This is a genomic window from Pseudomonas sp. CFBP 8771 (assembly GCF_014841695.1).
Lineage (GTDB): Bacteria > Pseudomonadota > Gammaproteobacteria > Pseudomonadales > Pseudomonadaceae > Aquipseudomonas > Aquipseudomonas baltica.
The window spans coordinates 64,957-79,828 of record NZ_JACYUJ010000008.1 but is presented as its reverse complement, the minus strand read 5'-3'; the positions used below and the strand labels follow the sequence as shown (position 1 = coordinate 79,828).

At 62.0% G+C, this 14,872-nt stretch carries 14 protein-coding genes and 3 tRNA genes; 14 read left to right on the top strand and 3 right to left on the bottom strand.

Annotated elements, in window-relative coordinates; all coding sequences use genetic code 11:
• The first annotated feature begins 12 nt into the window (after positions 1 to 12).
• From IFT80_RS18705 to IFT80_RS18690, 4 genes are all read left to right on the top strand, one after another.
• A complete protein-coding gene (locus IFT80_RS18705; RefSeq protein ID WP_122476405.1) occupies positions 13 to 1,224 on the top strand; it encodes an O-succinylhomoserine sulfhydrylase in 1,212 nt (403 codons plus the stop codon).
• Positions 1,225 to 1,442: 218 nt separating this feature from the next.
• Positions 1,443 to 1,518 (top strand) — tRNA-Val (locus IFT80_RS18700).
• Positions 1,519 to 1,586: 68 nt separating this feature from the next.
• Positions 1,587 to 1,663, top strand: a tRNA-Asp gene (locus tag IFT80_RS18695).
• Between the two features lie 93 nt (positions 1,664 to 1,756).
• Positions 1,757 to 1,833, top strand: a tRNA-Asp gene (locus IFT80_RS18690).
• Positions 1,834 to 1,922: 89 nt separating this feature from the next.
• Here the strand turns inward: IFT80_RS18690 and IFT80_RS18685 are convergent.
• On the bottom strand, positions 1,923 to 2,384 hold the full coding sequence (locus tag IFT80_RS18685) for a hypothetical protein (RefSeq protein ID WP_122476404.1): 462 nt from the start codon (positions 2,382 to 2,384) through the stop codon (positions 1,923 to 1,925).
• 319 nt (positions 2,385 to 2,703) lie between these two features.
• On the opposite strand from IFT80_RS18685, the gene IFT80_RS18680 reads away from it, so the two are divergent.
• The 4 genes from IFT80_RS18680 to arfB all read left to right on the top strand — a co-directional run bounded on the left by IFT80_RS18680 (position 2,704) and on the right by arfB (position 6,203).
• A complete protein-coding gene (locus IFT80_RS18680; RefSeq protein ID WP_122476402.1) occupies positions 2,704 to 2,898 on the top strand; it encodes a DUF1289 domain-containing protein in 195 nt (64 codons plus the stop codon).
• 112 nt (positions 2,899 to 3,010) lie between these two features.
• A complete protein-coding gene (rluB, locus tag IFT80_RS18675) occupies positions 3,011 to 4,240 on the top strand; it encodes a 23S rRNA pseudouridine(2605) synthase RluB (protein ID WP_122476400.1) in 1,230 nt (409 codons plus the stop codon).
• A 163-nt stretch (positions 4,241 to 4,403) separates the two neighbouring features.
• A complete protein-coding gene (locus IFT80_RS18670; RefSeq protein WP_192138071.1) occupies positions 4,404 to 5,777 on the top strand; it encodes an amino acid permease in 1,374 nt (457 codons plus the stop codon).
• A gap of 12 nt (positions 5,778 to 5,789) precedes the next feature.
• Positions 5,790 to 6,203 carry an alternative ribosome rescue aminoacyl-tRNA hydrolase ArfB gene (gene arfB / locus IFT80_RS18665; protein ID WP_122476397.1) on the top strand — a complete coding sequence of 138 codons (414 nt, stop codon included), beginning with the start codon at positions 5,790 to 5,792 and terminating at the stop codon, positions 6,201 to 6,203.
• An 11-nt stretch (positions 6,204 to 6,214) separates the two neighbouring features.
• Here arfB and IFT80_RS18660 read toward each other — a convergent pair whose 3' ends face one another.
• Complete coding sequence (locus IFT80_RS18660; protein ID WP_192138070.1) at positions 6,215 to 7,417, bottom strand: MFS transporter; 1,203 nt, start codon at positions 7,415 to 7,417, stop codon at positions 6,215 to 6,217.
• A gap of 223 nt (positions 7,418 to 7,640) precedes the next feature.
• Positions 7,641 to 7,901: a DUF2790 domain-containing protein gene (locus IFT80_RS18655; RefSeq protein WP_122476393.1), complete on the bottom strand. Its 261-nt coding sequence runs from the start codon at positions 7,899 to 7,901 to the stop codon at positions 7,641 to 7,643.
• Between the two features lie 339 nt (positions 7,902 to 8,240).
• On the opposite strand from IFT80_RS18655, the gene acs reads away from it, so the two are divergent.
• The 6 genes from acs to argR all read left to right on the top strand — a co-directional run bounded on the left by acs (position 8,241) and on the right by argR (position 14,814).
• Positions 8,241 to 10,202: an acetate--CoA ligase gene (acs, locus tag IFT80_RS18650; protein ID WP_122476391.1), complete on the top strand. Its 1,962-nt coding sequence runs from the start codon at positions 8,241 to 8,243 to the stop codon at positions 10,200 to 10,202.
• Positions 10,203 to 10,639: 437 nt separating this feature from the next.
• Entirely contained in the window at positions 10,640 to 11,416 is a 777-nt protein-coding gene (locus IFT80_RS18645; RefSeq protein ID WP_185794327.1) for an ABC transporter substrate-binding protein, read from the top strand.
• A gap of 86 nt (positions 11,417 to 11,502) precedes the next feature.
• Positions 11,503 to 12,192 carry an ABC transporter permease gene (locus IFT80_RS18640; RefSeq protein WP_122476387.1) on the top strand — a complete coding sequence of 230 codons (690 nt, stop codon included), beginning with the start codon at positions 11,503 to 11,505 and terminating at the stop codon, positions 12,190 to 12,192.
• The gene (locus IFT80_RS18635; protein ID WP_122476385.1) at positions 12,189 to 12,887 is read left to right on the top strand and encodes an ABC transporter permease; all 699 of its coding nucleotides are present in this window, start codon (positions 12,189 to 12,191) and stop codon (positions 12,885 to 12,887) included. The genes IFT80_RS18640 and IFT80_RS18635 overlap by 4 nt, the downstream gene beginning before the upstream one ends.
• Positions 12,888 to 12,958: 71 nt before the next feature.
• The gene (locus IFT80_RS18630; RefSeq protein WP_185794328.1) at positions 12,959 to 13,723 is read left to right on the top strand and encodes an ABC transporter ATP-binding protein; all 765 of its coding nucleotides are present in this window, start codon (positions 12,959 to 12,961) and stop codon (positions 13,721 to 13,723) included.
• 110 nt (positions 13,724 to 13,833) lie between these two features.
• Entirely contained in the window at positions 13,834 to 14,814 is a 981-nt protein-coding gene (gene argR / locus IFT80_RS18625) for a transcriptional regulator ArgR (protein ID WP_122476381.1), read from the top strand.
• The last annotated feature ends 58 nt before the right edge of the window (positions 14,815 to 14,872 follow it).

The following is a 14,872-nucleotide window of genomic DNA, read 5'->3' as shown; positions in this document are numbered from 1 at the left end:
GGGAGCAACGGCATGACACAGGAATGGGATGCCGGGCGACTGGATAGCGATCTCGAAGGGGTGTCGTTCGACACCCTGGCGGTTCGCGCCGGCCAGCACCGCACGCCGGAAGGCGAACACAGTGATCCGCTGTTCTTCACTTCCAGCTATGTTTTCCGTACTGCGGCCGATGCCGCGGCGCGTTTTGCCGGCGAAGTGCCGGGCAATGTCTACTCGCGCTACACCAACCCCACCGTGCGCTCCTTCGAAGAGCGCCTGGCCGCCCTGGAAGGCGCCGAACAGGCGGTCGGCTTCGCCACGGGCATGGCGGCGATCACTGCCGTGGTCATGAGCCTGTGCAGCGCGGGCGACCACGTGCTGGTGTCGCAGAGCGTGTTCGGCTCGACCATCAGCTTGTTCGAGAAGTACTTCAAGCGCTTCGGCATCGAAGTGGACTACGTGCCGTTGGCCGACGTCAGCGGCTGGGAACGGGCCATCAAGGCCAATACCAGGCTGCTGTTCGTCGAGTCGCCGTCCAACCCGCTGGCCGAGTTGGTCGACATCACGGCCTTGAGCGCCGTGGCCCGGGCCAAGGGCGCCATGCTGGTGGTCGACAACTGCTTCAGCACACCGGCGCTGCAGCAGCCGCTGGCGTTGGGTGCCGACATCGTCGTGCACTCGGCGACCAAGTTCATCGACGGCCAGGGTCGTTGCATGGGTGGCGCCGTGTGCGGTCGCAGCAAGGAAATGAACGAGGTGCTGGGTTACCTGCGCACCGCTGGCTCTACCTTGAGCCCGTTCAACGCCTGGATCTTCCTCAAGGGCCTGGAAACCCTGAACCTGCGCATGCGCGCCCATTGCGCCAGCGCGCAGGTGCTGGCGCAATGGCTGGAGGCGCAGGATGGCATCGAGAAGGTGCATTACTCGGGCCTGCCGAGCCACCCTCAGCATGAACTGGCCAAGCGTCAGACCAAAGGCTTCGGCGCCGTGGTCAGTTTCGAGGTCAAGGGAGGCAAGGAGGGCGCCTGGCGCTTCATCGATGCAACCCGCCTGATCTCGATCACCGCCAACCTGGGTGACAGCAAGACCACCATCACCCACCCGGCCACCACGTCGCACGGGCGCCTGTCGCCCGCCGAACGCGAAGCGGCAGGGATTCGCGACAGCTTGATCCGGGTGGCGGTAGGCCTGGAAGACGTTGGCGACCTGCAGGCCGATCTGGCGCGCGGGCTGGCTGCGTTGTAAGGGCTGAAGGCCTCTTCGCGGGCAGAGGGCTCGCCGCCCGCCTCGCTCCCACACAAACCCAGTTCATCTGAGGATCCTGTGGGAGCGGGCTCTGCCCGCGAAGAGGCCCGCAAGGTTTCACAAGCTCTGACATTTAACACCTTTTTCAAAAAAACTTCATACAGGGTATTGACTTAGGTTCGGTACCTGCGTAAATTTCGCGGCCTCAGCGAAGCAAAGGGTGATTAGCTCAGCCGGGAGAGCATCTGCCTTACAAGCAGAGGGTCGGCGGTTCGATCCCGTCATCACCCACCATTTCGTTAGAATGCAGCTGAGAACGCAACGAAGAGCAACACGTGCTGAAACAAGAGAGCACACACTGCGCAGCGGTAGTTCAGTCGGTTAGAATACCGGCCTGTCACGCCGGGGGTCGCGGGTTCGAGTCCCGTCCGCTGCGCCATTTTATACACTGACTCGGTTCGCCGGGTCAGCGATCGAGAACTTCGAAGTTCTGGGTCAACAGGTTTCAAACGGACGCAAGTCCGAGCGATACGCAGCGGTAGTTCAGTCGGTTAGAATACCGGCCTGTCACGCCGGGGGTCGCGGGTTCGAGTCCCGTCCGCTGCGCCATACAAAGCTTCGAGGCCCTTGAACTCCTTGAGGCAAACAAAGAAAGCGACCTTCGGGTCGCTTTTTTTGTGTCTGGATTTTTTCGAGACTCAGTCCTCCTGCACATTGGAAGCCAGGCTTAGTTGGAAACCGTCCTCCCCGGCTTGACCTGCATTGACGAGCCTTGCCTGATAGATGCTGTCTGGCATGTAGGCTTTCAGCTCGACGGTGTCGTAATCGAACAAGTGCATCTCGTGTCCCCCGTGACGCAACCCGGCGTATGCCGATCCTTGAGCGCCAATGGTGTGGAAGCCTGGGGACGTGGGTGTGTTTATCATGAACTCCCAGTGACTGCCGCGATCGGGAACATAGTTCGCTGAAAACGTCACACCCCGGGCGGTTTCGAAAATCTGTACATCTTTGAAAACGACCTGTCTGTTTGGAAACTCGCTGGCGTATCGGGCAGGGATATGACTGAACTCCACTGTCAGGTCCGCGACGCTGGCTACGCTGTTCTTCTGATCTCGTTTGACGGTTGAAAAATCAAACGGCTTAAAGTCTTTGGCGTTCATGCTGCACCTCGTATTCAATGAATAAGTTGTTCTAATCATTACCCGTGTTGCAGGCGCATGGCGCGACCCCCGGTTAAAAAAAGTTAAGCACATGCTGAGAACTTCGACAGGCAGAAGAATGAATATGATTTTTCATTTTTAACGTGTGTGAATCATTATTTAGTTCAGCGTTTCCTCAGTGGCGCTTGTCAGTTTTCAACGGGTTTCAACGAGTGCCGCCGGATAGGTTCGAGCCTGCTGCGTTCAAAGAAAATGGCGCATTCGGCGCTGGCCGTTGTCAGAGCCTTATCCCTCCAGTCGCGCACCGGTGCCCCGTCCCATGAGCAGCAAGAACCCCTGTATCAGCGTCTGCAAGTTCACTGACGAGACGTGTATTGCCTGTGGCCGCACCAAGCCTGAGTGCAAGGCCTGGAAGAAGATGGACAAAGACGAGCGGCGCGACGTGAACGCGCAGGCGGTGCAGCGCCTGAAAGACATGAAAGGCACCGCCAAGCGGAAAAAGAAGAAAGCCTGAAAAAATCGGCTAGCCTTTGATGCGCAGGCGCCGTGTTGCGCGTATCATTCGCGGCCCTCCGGCGCGCCTGCGCCGAGCAGCATTCAATTCGACCCACCGGGAGGTGCTTACGATGAAAGATCTCGATCAGCAAGACGGCAGCCAGGAAATCGGCCCTGCCGGCGAAAAACTGCAGAAAGTATTGGCCCGTATCGGCGTGGGTTCGCGCCGAGACGTCGAGGCGTGGATCAGCGAAGGCCGAATCAAGGTCAACGCCAAGGTCGCAACCCTCGGCCAGCGCGTCGACCTGCACGACGCCATCACCGTCGATGGCAAGGTGATCAAGCGCGAGGAAGCCTCGGAAACCGTGCGCCGCGTGATCATCTACAACAAGCCCGACGGCGAAATCTGCACCCGCGACGACCCCGAAGGCCGCCCGACCGTATTCGACCGCCTGCCGCGCCCGCGCGAAGGCCGCTGGATCAACGTCGGCCGCCTGGACATCAATACCACCGGGCTGCTGATGTTCACCACCGACGGCGAGTTGGCCAACCGCCTGATGCATCCCTCGTTCGAAATGGACCGTGAGTACGCGGTGCGCGTACGCGGCGAAGTCGATGACGACATGCTGCTGCGCCTCAAGAACGGCGTCATCCTGGAAGATGGGCCCGCTCGCTTCACCGATATCCAGCAGGCACCGGGTGGCGAAGGCTTCAACCACTGGTACCACTGCGTGGTGATGGAAGGCCGCAACCGCGAAGTGCGTCGCCTGTGGGAATCCCAGGGGTTGGTGGTCAGCCGCCTGAAGCGCGTGCGCTTCGGTCCGGTATTCCTCAACTCCGACCTGCCGATGGGTCGTTGGCGCGAGCTGACCCAGGGTGAAGTCGATACCCTGAGCGCCGAAGTCGGCCTGACCGCCGTGGCCATGCCGTCGATGACCACCAAGACCAAGGACAAGCTGGAGCGCATGCAGCGCAAATCCTCGCGCCCGATGGGCCGCGGCGAGCGCGTGCGCACCTTGCGTCCTGCCCAGGACGGCGCGCCGTCCACCGACCAACGCCCGGCTCGCCAGCCGCGCGGCGATTCGGCGCCGTCCGGCGAGCAGCGTCCAGCCCGTCAGCCACGCGGTGATTCGGCGCCGGCTGCGCGCAAGGACAGCGGTCGTGGCAGTGCCGTGGCCGAGCGTCCGGCGGACATGAACAAGCGTCCAGCCAGGCCTGCCGGCAAGCCGGGTGCCAAGCCCGCTGCAAAGCGCCCGGGCATCAAGCTGGTGGACGACGCGCCGTCGGGCAATCGTCGTGGCCCGGCCGCTGGCACCGGTCAGCGTCCCGGCTTCGGCCGTCGCAAGCCCAAGCCTGAGTAAGGACAACTGATGTCCACGTGCGCCAACCTTCCAGGGTTGGCGTTTTTTTGTGGGGTGTCGGTGGGGGCCTCTTCGCGGGCAGAGACCCGCTCCCACAAGGTTTGCCTGCGGCGGACCATTGCACTCTTGATACCTCGAACGTCGAAGAAGTGACTGCTCCCTGATGACTGAACAAAACCAGCTCAAGCGTGGGCTGAAGAATCGCCACATCCAACTGATCGCTCTGGGCGGTGCCATCGGTACCGGGCTGTTCCTGGGTTCGGCAGGCGTGCTCAAGTCCGCCGGCCCGTCGATGATCCTGGGCTATGCCATCTGCGGCTTCATTGCCTTCCTGATCATGCGTCAGCTGGGCGAAATGATCGTCGAGGAACCGGTTGCCGGTTCTTTCAGTCACTTCGCCCACAGCTACTGGGGCCGGTTTCCCGGTTTTCTGTCCGGCTGGAACTGCTGGGTGCTGTATATCCTGGTAGGCATGTCCGAGCTGACCGCCGTCGGCAAGTACGTACATTACTGGTGGCCGGAAATCCCTACTTGGGTGTCCGCCGCAGTGTTCTTCCTGATGATCAATGCCATCAACCTGACCAACGTCAAGGTCTTCGGCGAAACCGAGTTCTGGTTCGCCATCATCAAGGTTGCGGCGATCGTCGGCATGATTGCCCTGGGCAGCTATCTGCTGGTCAGCGGTGACGGCGGCCCTCAGGCCAGGGTCAGCAACCTCTGGGCCCACGGTGGTTTCTTTCCCAACGGTGTAGGCGGGTTGGTCATGGCCCTGGCGATCATCATGTTCTCCTTCGGTGGCCTGGAAATGCTCGGCTTTACGGCGGCCGAGGCCGACAGCCCGAAGACGGTGATTCCCAAGGCCATCAATCAGGTGATCTACCGCATTCTGATCTTCTACATCGGCGCGCTGGTGGTGCTGTTGTCGCTGACCCCGTGGGACGGTCTGCTGGCCAGCCTGAATGCCTCGGGCGATGCCTACAGCGGCAGCCCGTTCGTGCAGGTGTTCTCGATGCTGGGCAGCGACACGGCTGCCCACGTGCTCAACTTCGTGGTACTGACCGCAGCCTTGTCGGTGTACAACAGCGGCACCTATTGCAACAGCCGCATGCTGCTGGGCATGGCCGAGCAGGGCGACGCGCCGCGTGCACTGGCCAAGGTGGATGGCCGTGGCGTGCCGGTTCGGGCGCTGCTGGTGTCGGCGGCGATCACGCTGGTGGCCGTGGCATTGAACTACTTCGTGCCGCAGCAGGCGCTCGAGCTGTTGATGTCGTTGGTGGTGGCGACCCTGGTGATCAACTGGGCGATGATCAGCTACTCGCACCTCAAGTTTCGCCAGCACTTGCAGCGCCAGGGCCAGGTGCCGCTGTTCAAGGCGTTGTGGTATCCGTACGGCAACTACCTGTGCCTGGCGTTCGTGGCGTTCATCCTGATCATCATGCTGATGATTCCCGGCATCCGCGTGTCGGTGTATGCCATTCCTCTGTGGATCGGCGGGATGTACCTGTGTTATCGCCTCAAGTCGAACCCCTCGTCCTGACCGGAGCGCTGCATGCTGGAAATCTCCAACGCCGTCCATCTGCCCGACGCTGAAATCGAACTCAGCGCCATCCGCGCACAAGGCGCGGGTGGGCAGAACGTCAACAAGGTTTCCAGTGCGGTGCACCTGCGCTTCGACATCGGCGCTTCGTCGCTGCCGCCGTTCTACAAGGAGCGCTTGTTGGCGCTGCGCGACAGCCGGATCACCGGCGATGGCGTGATCGTCATCAAGGCGCAGCAGTTTCGCACCCAGGAGCAAAACCGCGCCGACGCCCTGCAGCGCCTGCGCGAGCTGATTCTGCTGGCCACCAAGGTGGAGAAGAAGCGCCGGCCGACCAAGCCCACGCTGGGCTCCAAGACTCGCCGCCTGGAAGGCAAGACCAAACGCGGGGCGATCAAGGCCGGGCGTGGCAGGATCGATTTCTAGATCATGCCGTTCTAGACCAGCTTGTCTTGCGCTGGTGGCAGGCTTGCCGCTCGCCGGTATAGATAGAAGGTCAGGCCCAGGCCGGCGCACGCAGCCACGGCGGCAAACAGGAAGATCGCGCTGAAGCCGTAGCCTGCGGCGATGGCGCCTGCCACTGGTCCGGTGATGCCCAGCGACATGTCGATGAACAGCGAGTAGGCCCCCACGGCCGCACCGCGGCTGGACGCCGGCACCAGATTGACCGCTTCGACGCCGAGCGCTGGAAATACCAGGGAAAATCCGAACCCGGTCAACGCCGCGCCAGCCATGGCCAGCTCCTGGCTGGGCGCAAGCCACAGCAGCAACAAGCCCAGGGTTTCCACGCTGAGGCATACGATCGCCACCCGAAAACCGCCGATGCGGTTGATCAGGTTGCCGAACAGCAGCCGGGCGAGGATAAAGCTGGCACCGAACAGGCTCAGGCACAGTGCCGCGTTGTCCCAGGCATTGCTGGCGTAGTAAAGGGTGATGAAGGTGGCGATGGTGCCGAAGCCGATACCGCCCAGGGCCAGCCCGGTGCCATGGGGCAGCACGCGGCCCAGCACGTGCAGGAACGGTAGCCGCTCGCCGGCCACCACGGGTGCGGGAAGCTTGTTCCAGGCCAGGGCGATGCCCACGCCAGCCAGCACGATGATGCTCGCACCCATGCTCCACAGGCCCAGATGCTTGACCATCAGCACGCCCAGCGGCGCACCGATGGCCAGGGCGCCGTAGCTGGCAATGCCGTTCCAGGAGATGACCTTGGCGGTGTTGACTGCCCCGACGCGGCCAATCCCCCAGCCAATGGAACCGGAGCCCACCAGGCTTTCCGCCGACCCGAGCAACACCCGACCCAGCAGCAGGCTGGTGAGGCTCAGTGCCGGCCAGCTTTGCAGCCAGCCGGCCAGCAGCATGAACAACCCGCTGATGCCGCAGCCGACCAATCCGTAGATCACGGCCTTCTTGCTGCCCAGGTTGTCGATGATCTTGCTCGCCTGGGGGCGGCTGAGCAGGGTGGCGAGGTATTGAACGCTGATCACCAGGCCAGCGATCACCGCGCCGTAGCCCAGATCGCTGTGGACGAAGCCGGGCAATACCGCCAGGGGAATGCCGATGCTCAGGTAGCCAATGAAGGTGAACAGCACGATGGAAACGACTTGCAGCGTGACCGTCATGGGGCGCTGTGAGTGGGGCATAGGTAGATCCGTCGCGGAAGCAGGTGATGGGCGCAGGTGCGGGCAGGCTGGCTGGGTGTCCGGCGCACACGAGAAATGAAGACAGGCTTACGTGACGCTCATGATAGAGGCACGAGGCACAAAAAGAGAGACGGCGATGGGTGGCGATTCATGCAGATGCTGCTGGCGGGGTTGCTCTGGTGCAGGCCAGCAGCGGGGCCGCAGCCCCGACGCTGGGAGGTGTTCAGCTGTTCGAACAGCCGTTGCCCATGACCTGATATTCCATGATGTGGCGCTTGCCCTGCGAATCTTCGTAGGTCAGGCGTGCCGGGACCACGGCGCAGACGTTGGGAATCGCTGAAGTCGAGATGACGTGAGCAATATCGGGGTGCTGCGAATACTCATAAGGTTCCACCGTGGTTTTTTCGGTGGCAGCCGTGGTGGTTTCATCGGCCAGGGCCATGCCGCTCGCGCCAATCAGCGCCAGAATCAAAAAAGCTTTCATGTCTATTTTCCTGTTTTGCAGTCGTCAGGGTGCACGCAGCCCTTGTGAGGTCACGTGTGAAACTTGAGAGTGGGAAAGTTGCGATCGACAGGCCTTCGTGGGGGGATGCAGTCTTCGTCGATCGCGGTGCCGTTGCTGGCGAAATCGATTCTAGGCGTGCACGATGGAGGTAAACAGAGCCGGTTCGGATAAACAGTTTTATTCGAATCTGCACTAATCCCGCGGGTCTGGGCGTGCATCGGTGCAAGCAGCGGTACTACCATCGTCGAATGGCTGCACGGGCCAGATACCCTTAAAACAGGTGTATAAAACAACAACTACTCAACCGAGGTATGAAAGATGAGTGCGGCTTCCCTGTATCCCGTTCGTCCAGAGGTGGCGGCGTCCACGCTGACCGATGAGGCGACCTACAAGGCCATGTACCAGCAGTCCGTGGTCAACCCGGACGGTTTCTGGCGCGAACAGGCGCAGCGCCTCGATTGGATAAAGCCCTTCACCAAGGTCAAGCAGACCTCGTTCGACGATCACCATGTCGACATCAAATGGTTCGCCGACGGCACCCTCAACGTCTCCTACAACTGCCTGGACCGCCACCTGGCCGAACGCGGTGATCAGGTCGCGATCATCTGGGAAGGCGACGACCCTTCCGAAAGCCGTCACATCACCTACCGGGAGCTGCACGCCGAGGTGTGCAAGTTCGCCAACGCCCTGCGCGGCCAGGATGTGCACCGCGGCGACGTGGTGACCCTGTACATGCCGATGATTCCCGAGGCGGTGGTGGCGATGCTCGCCTGTACCCGCATCGGCGCGGTGCATTCGGTGGTGTTCGGTGGCTTCTCGCCCGAGGCGCTGGCGGGGCGCATCATTGATTGCCAGTCCAAGGTGGTGATCACCGCCGACGAAGGCCTGCGGGGCGGCAGGAAAACGGCGCTCAAGGCCAACGTCGACCGCGCCCTGACCAACCCCGAAACCAGCAGCGTGCAGAAGGTCATCGTGTGCAAGCGCACCGGTGGCGAGATCGAGTGGAACCGTCATCGCGACATCTGGTACCACTCGCTGCTGGAGGTGGCATCGAGCACCTGCGCGCCGAAGGAAATGGGCGCCGAGGAAGCGCTGTTCATCCTCTATACCTCCGGCTCGACCGGCAAGCCCAAGGGCGTGCTGCACACCACCGGCGGTTACCTGGTGTACGCCGCGCTGACCCATGAGCGAGTGTTCGACTACAAGCCGGGCGATGTCTACTGGTGCACGGCGGACGTCGGCTGGATCACCGGCCACAGCTACATCGTCTATGGCCCGCTGGCCAACGGTGCCACCACCTTGCTGTTCGAAGGCGTGCCCAACTACCCGGATATTACCCGCGTCTCGAAAATCATCGACAAGCACAAGGTCAATATCCTCTACACCGCGCCCACCGCTATCCGCGCGATGATGGCCGAGGGCACCAAGGCAGTCGAGGGCGCCGATGGCTCGAGCCTGCGCTTGCTGGGTTCGGTGGGCGAACCGATCAACCCCGAGGCCTGGAACTGGTACTACAACACGGTCGGCAAGCAGAACTGCCCGATCGTCGACACCTGGTGGCAGACCGAAACCGGCGGCATCCTGATCAGCCCGCTGCCGGGTGCGATCGGCCTCAAGCCCGGTTCGGCGACCAAACCGTTCTTCGGCGTGGTGCCGGCGCTGGTGGACAACCTGGGCAACCTGATCGACGGCGCTGCCGAGGGCAATCTGGTGATTCTCGATTCGTGGCCCGGCCAGTCGCGTACCCTCTACGGCGACCATGATCGTTTCGTCGATACCTATTTCAAGACCTTTCGCGGCATGTACTTCACCGGCGACGGCGCGCGTCGCGACGAAGATGGCTACTACTGGATCACCGGCCGAGTCGATGACGTGCTCAACGTTTCCGGGCACCGCATGGGCACGGCCGAGATCGAAAGCGCGATGGTGGCCCATCCCAAGGTGGCCGAGGCCGCTGTGGTGGGCGTTCCCCATGAGCTGAAAGGGCAGGGCATCTATGTCTATGTCACGCTCAATGGTGGCGAGCAGACCAGCGAGGAACTGCGCCTGGAGCTCAAGAACTGGGTGCGCAAGGAGATCGGCCCCATCGCCTCGCCGGATGTGATCCAGTGGGCGCCGGGGCTGCCCAAGACGCGGTCGGGCAAGATCATGCGGCGCATCCTGCGCAAGATCGCCACGGCCGAGTACGACTCGCTGGGTGACATCTCTACCTTGGCTGATCCGGGGGTGGTGCAACAGCTGATCGACACCCACAAGGAAATGCATCGCGCTTCGGCGTGAGTTGACGCGACCTCGGGGGCCTCTGCCCGCTAAGGGGCCCGCAAGGTTGTTCAGGCAGCGCTGGCGTTACTGCGGTAACGCCATTGCCGCGACGGGTGCCACCCAAGGCCCCATCGCCTGTCACATGCAACATCTCCCACAACCCCAAGCTTGCCGTCTGCCAAGGCTTTGCCAATAATGGGCGCGCTAATTGCTTGATGGACAGGTTGCGCGTCTTTTTGCTCAGCCACAATCGGCATGGGCTGTCAATCCCTTGGTCTGGGTGTCTCGGTGCTTCTGTAACTACTTGTCGCATTGAAGAAATATCGACTGGCACAGTGCCGTTAAAATGCGCTCACTCGCCGTACCTCGTGGCGTCGCCCGTTCAGCCTCATTTTTCGCATTCTGGGCCTGCGCTCACTTTGCCCATACTGCCCATTTTCGCTGGAGCTCACCCAATGAAGAAACTTGCACTGTTTGGCGCATTGGCACTGTCCGTGCTGTCGGCGACCTCGTTCGCCGATGAAAAGCCGCTGAAGATCGGTATCGAAGCCGCTTACCCACCGTTCGCGTCCAAGGCGCCGGATGGCAGCATCGTCGGTTTCGACTACGACATCGGCAACGCGCTGTGCGCTGAGATGAAGGTCAAGTGCACCTGGGTCGAGCAGGAATTCGACGGCCTCATTCCCGCCCTCAAGGTCCGCAAGATCGACGCCATCCTGTCGTCGATGTCGATTACCGACGACCGCAAGAAGTCCGTTGATTTCACCAACAAGTACTACGCCACTCCGGCGCGTCTGGTCATGAAGTCCGGCACCCAGGTGAGCGACTCCATGGCCGAGCTCAAAGGCAAGAAGATCGGCGTGCAGCGCGGCACCATCCATGACCGGTATGCCACCGAGGTGCTCAAGCCGCTGGGCGTCGAAGTGATGCCGTACGGCTCGCAGAACGAGATCTACCTGGACGTGGCCGCCGGTCGACTGGATGGCACGCTGGCCGATGCCACCCTGTTGCAGGACGGTTTTCTCAACACCGACGCCGGCAAGGGCTACGCATTCGTCGGCCCGTCGGTCAACGACCCGAAATACTTCGGTGACGGCATCGGTATCGCCGTGCGCAAGGGCGACAAGGCCAACGTGGATCGCATCAACGCGGCCATCGAAGGCATTCGCGCCAACGGCGAGTACAAGAAGATCCAGGACAAGTACTTCGATTTCGACATCTACGGCAAATAAGCCGGCAGGCGTCACCTGACTGATGGTGCAAACGGCGGGAAACCGCGGTCTGCACCATTTTTCATTCTTCGGGCGAGGATCTCTACATGTTGAAAGGCTACGGGGCCGTCATTCTCGATGGCGCTTGGCTGACGCTGCAGCTCGCCTTGTCGTCCATGGCACTGGCCATCGTGCTGGGTCTGTTCGGCGTGGCCCTGCGCCTGTCGCCGGTACGCTGGCTGGCCTGGCTGGGTGACCTGTACGCCACGGTGATTCGTGGCATACCCGATCTGGTGTTGATCCTGCTGATCTTCTACGGTGGCCAGGACATCCTCAATCGCGTGGCGCCGTTGGTGGGTTACGACGACTACATCGACCTCAATCCGCTGCTGGCCGGTATCTTCACCCTGGGTTTCATCTTCGGTGCCTACCTGTCGGAAACCTTTCGCGGCGCGTTCATGGCCATTCCCAAGGGCCAGGCCGAAGCCGGCATGGCCTATGGCATGAGCAGCCTGCAGGTGTTCTTCCGGGTGCTGGTGCCGCAGATGATTCGCCTGGCGATTCCCGGCGTCACCAATAACTGGCTGGTGTTGACCAAGGCCACGGCATTGATTTCGGTGGTCGGCCTGCAGGACATGATGTTCAAGGCCAAGCAGGCGGCGGATGCCACCCGCGAACCGTTCACCTTCTTCCTCGCGGTGGCGGCGATGTACCTGGTCATCACCAGTGTGTCGCTGCTGTTGCTGCGCGCCATCGAAAAACGCTACTCGGTGGGCATCAAGGCGGCTGAGCTATGATCTTCGATTACAACGTCGTCTGGGACAGCCTGCCGCTGTACATGAGCGGTATGCTGGAAACCTTGAAGCTGCTGGCGATTTCGCTGTTCTTCGGTCTGCTGGTGGCGCTGCCGCTGGGTTTGATGCGGGTGTCCCGGCAGCCGCTGGTCAACGGCATCGCGTGGCTCTACACCTACGTGATCCGTGGCACGCCCATGCTGGTGCAGCTGTTTCTGATCTATTACGGTCTGGCCCAGTTCGAGGCCGTGCGCAACAGCGTGCTCTGGCCCTGGTTGTCGAGCGCCACGTTCTGCGCCTGCCTGGCCTTCGCCATCAATACCAGTGCCTACACCGCCGAAATCATCGCCGGCAGCCTGCGGGCCACGCCACCGGGCGAGATCGAAGCGGCCAAGGCCATGGGCATGTCCAGGGCCGGGATGTACCGGCGTATCCTGCTGCCCTCGGCACTGCGCCGGGCGCTGCCGCAGTACAGCAACGAAGTGATCATGATGCTGCAGACCACCAGCCTGGCTTCGATCGTGACCCTGATCGACATCACCGGCGCAGCGCGTACGGTGAACGCCCAGTATTACCTGCCGTTCGAAGCCTACATCACGGCGGGTGTGTGCTACCTGTGCCTGACGTTCATTCTGGTGCGCCTGTTCAAGCTGGCCGAGCGCCGCTGGCTGGCCTACCTGGCACCGCGCAGGCACTGAGCGCGTGCAGCAAAAACCTTTTCGCCACGGGCCGCTGGCCCGTGACTGACCGATTTGCGAGACCCCCGATCATGTACAAACTCCAAGTTCAGGACCTGCACAAGCGCTATGGCTCGCATGAGGTGCTCAAGGGTGTCTCGCTGGCGGCGAAGGCGGGCGATGTGATCAGCATCATCGGCTCCAGCGGATCGGGCAAGAGCACGTTCCTGCGTTGCATCAACCTGCTCGAGCAGCCCCACGCGGGCAAGATCCTGCTCAACGACGAAGAGCTCAAACTGGTTGCCGGCAAGGATGGGGCGCTCAGGGCAGCCGACCCCAAGCAGCTGCAACGCTTGCGTTCGCGCCTGTCGATGGTGTTCCAGCATTTCAACCTGTGGTCGCACATGACCGCGCTGGAAAACGTCATCGAAGCGCCCGTGCATGTGTTGGGCGTATCGAAAAAGCAAGCGCTGGAAAAAGCCGAGTATTATCTGGCCAAGGTAGGGGTCTCGCACCGCAAGGATGCCTATCCGGGGCACATGTCCGGTGGCGAGCAGCAGCGTGTCGCCATTGCCCGTGCATTGGCGGTGGAACCCGAGGTGATGTTGTTCGACGAACCGACTTCGGCGCTCGACCCGGAACTGGTGGGTGACGTGCTCAAGGTGATGCAGGCCCTGGCTCAGGAAGGGCGGACCATGGTCGTCGTGACCCACGAGATGGGTTTCGCCCGTGAGGTGTCGAACCAGTTGGTGTTTCTGCACAAGGGCCTGGTCGAAGAAACCGGCGACCCGCGCGAGGTGCTGGCCAATCCGCGTTCCGAGCGGTTGCAGCAGTTCTTGTCCGGCAGCCTCAAGTGATCGCCGCTTGAAACATCTGCCGGGTGTTTTCCTGCGAGCAGGTCGAGCATGCCTGGCGCAGTGCCATTTCCCATTCGGTTTTTGATACTTAAGGTTTCGGTCCGCATCAGATGACAGCCCAACGAATCGGTTTCCTCTATTGGCCCAGCACGCGAGCCCTGACCCTGGCGCTGGCCGAAGAGGCCCTGCGAGTGGCGCAGAAGGTGCACCCGGAAGTGACCTACGAGTTGCTTTTCCTGCAGGCCGAACCACCTGTTCCAGGCGGCTGGCAGCTGCCCGGTGAGGCGTGGAACGGTCGCCTGGAGGGTTGCCAGAAGCTTTTTCTGCTGGCTGACGAGCCACCGTCGGCGCTGGCGCCGGCACTGGCCACTGCGCTCAAGCAGACGGTCCGGGCCGGATGCCTGGTGGGCGGGCTGTCGGCGGGGGTCTACCCGCTGGCGCAGCTGGGGCTGCTCGATGGCTACCGCGCGGCCGTGCACTGGCGCTGGCAGGATGATTTCGCCGAGCGCTTTCCCAAGGTCATCGCCACCAGCCACCTGTTCGATTGGGACCGCGACCGCATGACGGCTTGCGGGGGCTTGTCGGTGCTCGACCTGCTGCTGGCGGTACTGGCCCGCGATCACGGCGCCGAACTGGCCGGGGCGGTGTCCGAAGAGCTGGTGGTGGAGCGTATCCGCGAGGGCGGCGAGCGCCAGCGCATTCCGTTGCAGAATCGTCTGGGGTCCAGCCATCCGAAGCTGACCCAGGCGGTGTTGTTGATGGAAGCCAATATCGAAGAGCCGCTGACCACCGACGAGATCGCCCAGCATGTGTGTGTTTCGCGGCGCCAGCTGGAGCGCATCTTCAAGCAGTACCTGAACCGCGTACCCAGCCAGTACTACCTCGAGTTGCGCCTGAACAAGGCGCGGCAGATGTTGATGCAGACCAGCAAGTCGATCATCCAGATCGGCCTGTCGTGCGGGTTTTCCTCGGGCCCGCATTTTTCCAGCGCGTACCGCAATTTCTTCGGCGCCACCCCCCGCGAGGATCGCAACCAGCGTCGCAGCAGCAGCCCGTTCGAATTGTCTTCGGTGCCCGCCGAGCGAGGTTGACCCTCGCTCCGGGATGCGCCGTGCCTGGTGAAGCGCGGTGTGGCTTTCGCGGCCACGG

Excerpts from the sequence above, each read along its gene's own strand:
- IFT80_RS18705 (WP_122476405.1), top strand. The coding sequence starts at position 13 with ATGACACAGGAATGGGATGCCGGGCGACTGGATAGCGATCTCGAAGGG.
- IFT80_RS18685 (WP_122476404.1), bottom strand. The coding sequence starts at position 2,384 with ATGAACGCCAAAGACTTTAAGCCGTTTGATTTTTCAACCGTCAAACGA.
- IFT80_RS18680 (WP_122476402.1), top strand. The coding sequence starts at position 2,704 with ATGAGCAGCAAGAACCCCTGTATCAGCGTCTGCAAGTTCACTGACGAG.
- rluB (WP_122476400.1), top strand. The coding sequence starts at position 3,011 with ATGAAAGATCTCGATCAGCAAGACGGCAGCCAGGAAATCGGCCCTGCC.
- IFT80_RS18670 (WP_192138071.1), top strand. The coding sequence starts at position 4,404 with ATGACTGAACAAAACCAGCTCAAGCGTGGGCTGAAGAATCGCCACATC.
- arfB (WP_122476397.1), top strand. The coding sequence starts at position 5,790 with ATGCTGGAAATCTCCAACGCCGTCCATCTGCCCGACGCTGAAATCGAA.
- IFT80_RS18660 (WP_192138070.1), bottom strand. The coding sequence starts at position 7,417 with ATGCCCCACTCACAGCGCCCCATGACGGTCACGCTGCAAGTCGTTTCC.
- IFT80_RS18655 (WP_122476393.1), bottom strand. The coding sequence starts at position 7,901 with ATGAAAGCTTTTTTGATTCTGGCGCTGATTGGCGCGAGCGGCATGGCC.
- acs (WP_122476391.1), top strand. The coding sequence starts at position 8,241 with ATGAGTGCGGCTTCCCTGTATCCCGTTCGTCCAGAGGTGGCGGCGTCC.
- IFT80_RS18645 (WP_185794327.1), top strand. The coding sequence starts at position 10,640 with ATGAAGAAACTTGCACTGTTTGGCGCATTGGCACTGTCCGTGCTGTCG.
- IFT80_RS18640 (WP_122476387.1), top strand. The coding sequence starts at position 11,503 with ATGTTGAAAGGCTACGGGGCCGTCATTCTCGATGGCGCTTGGCTGACG.
- IFT80_RS18635 (WP_122476385.1), top strand. The coding sequence starts at position 12,189 with ATGATCTTCGATTACAACGTCGTCTGGGACAGCCTGCCGCTGTACATG.
- IFT80_RS18630 (WP_185794328.1), top strand. The coding sequence starts at position 12,959 with ATGTACAAACTCCAAGTTCAGGACCTGCACAAGCGCTATGGCTCGCAT.
- argR (WP_122476381.1), top strand. The coding sequence starts at position 13,834 with ATGACAGCCCAACGAATCGGTTTCCTCTATTGGCCCAGCACGCGAGCC.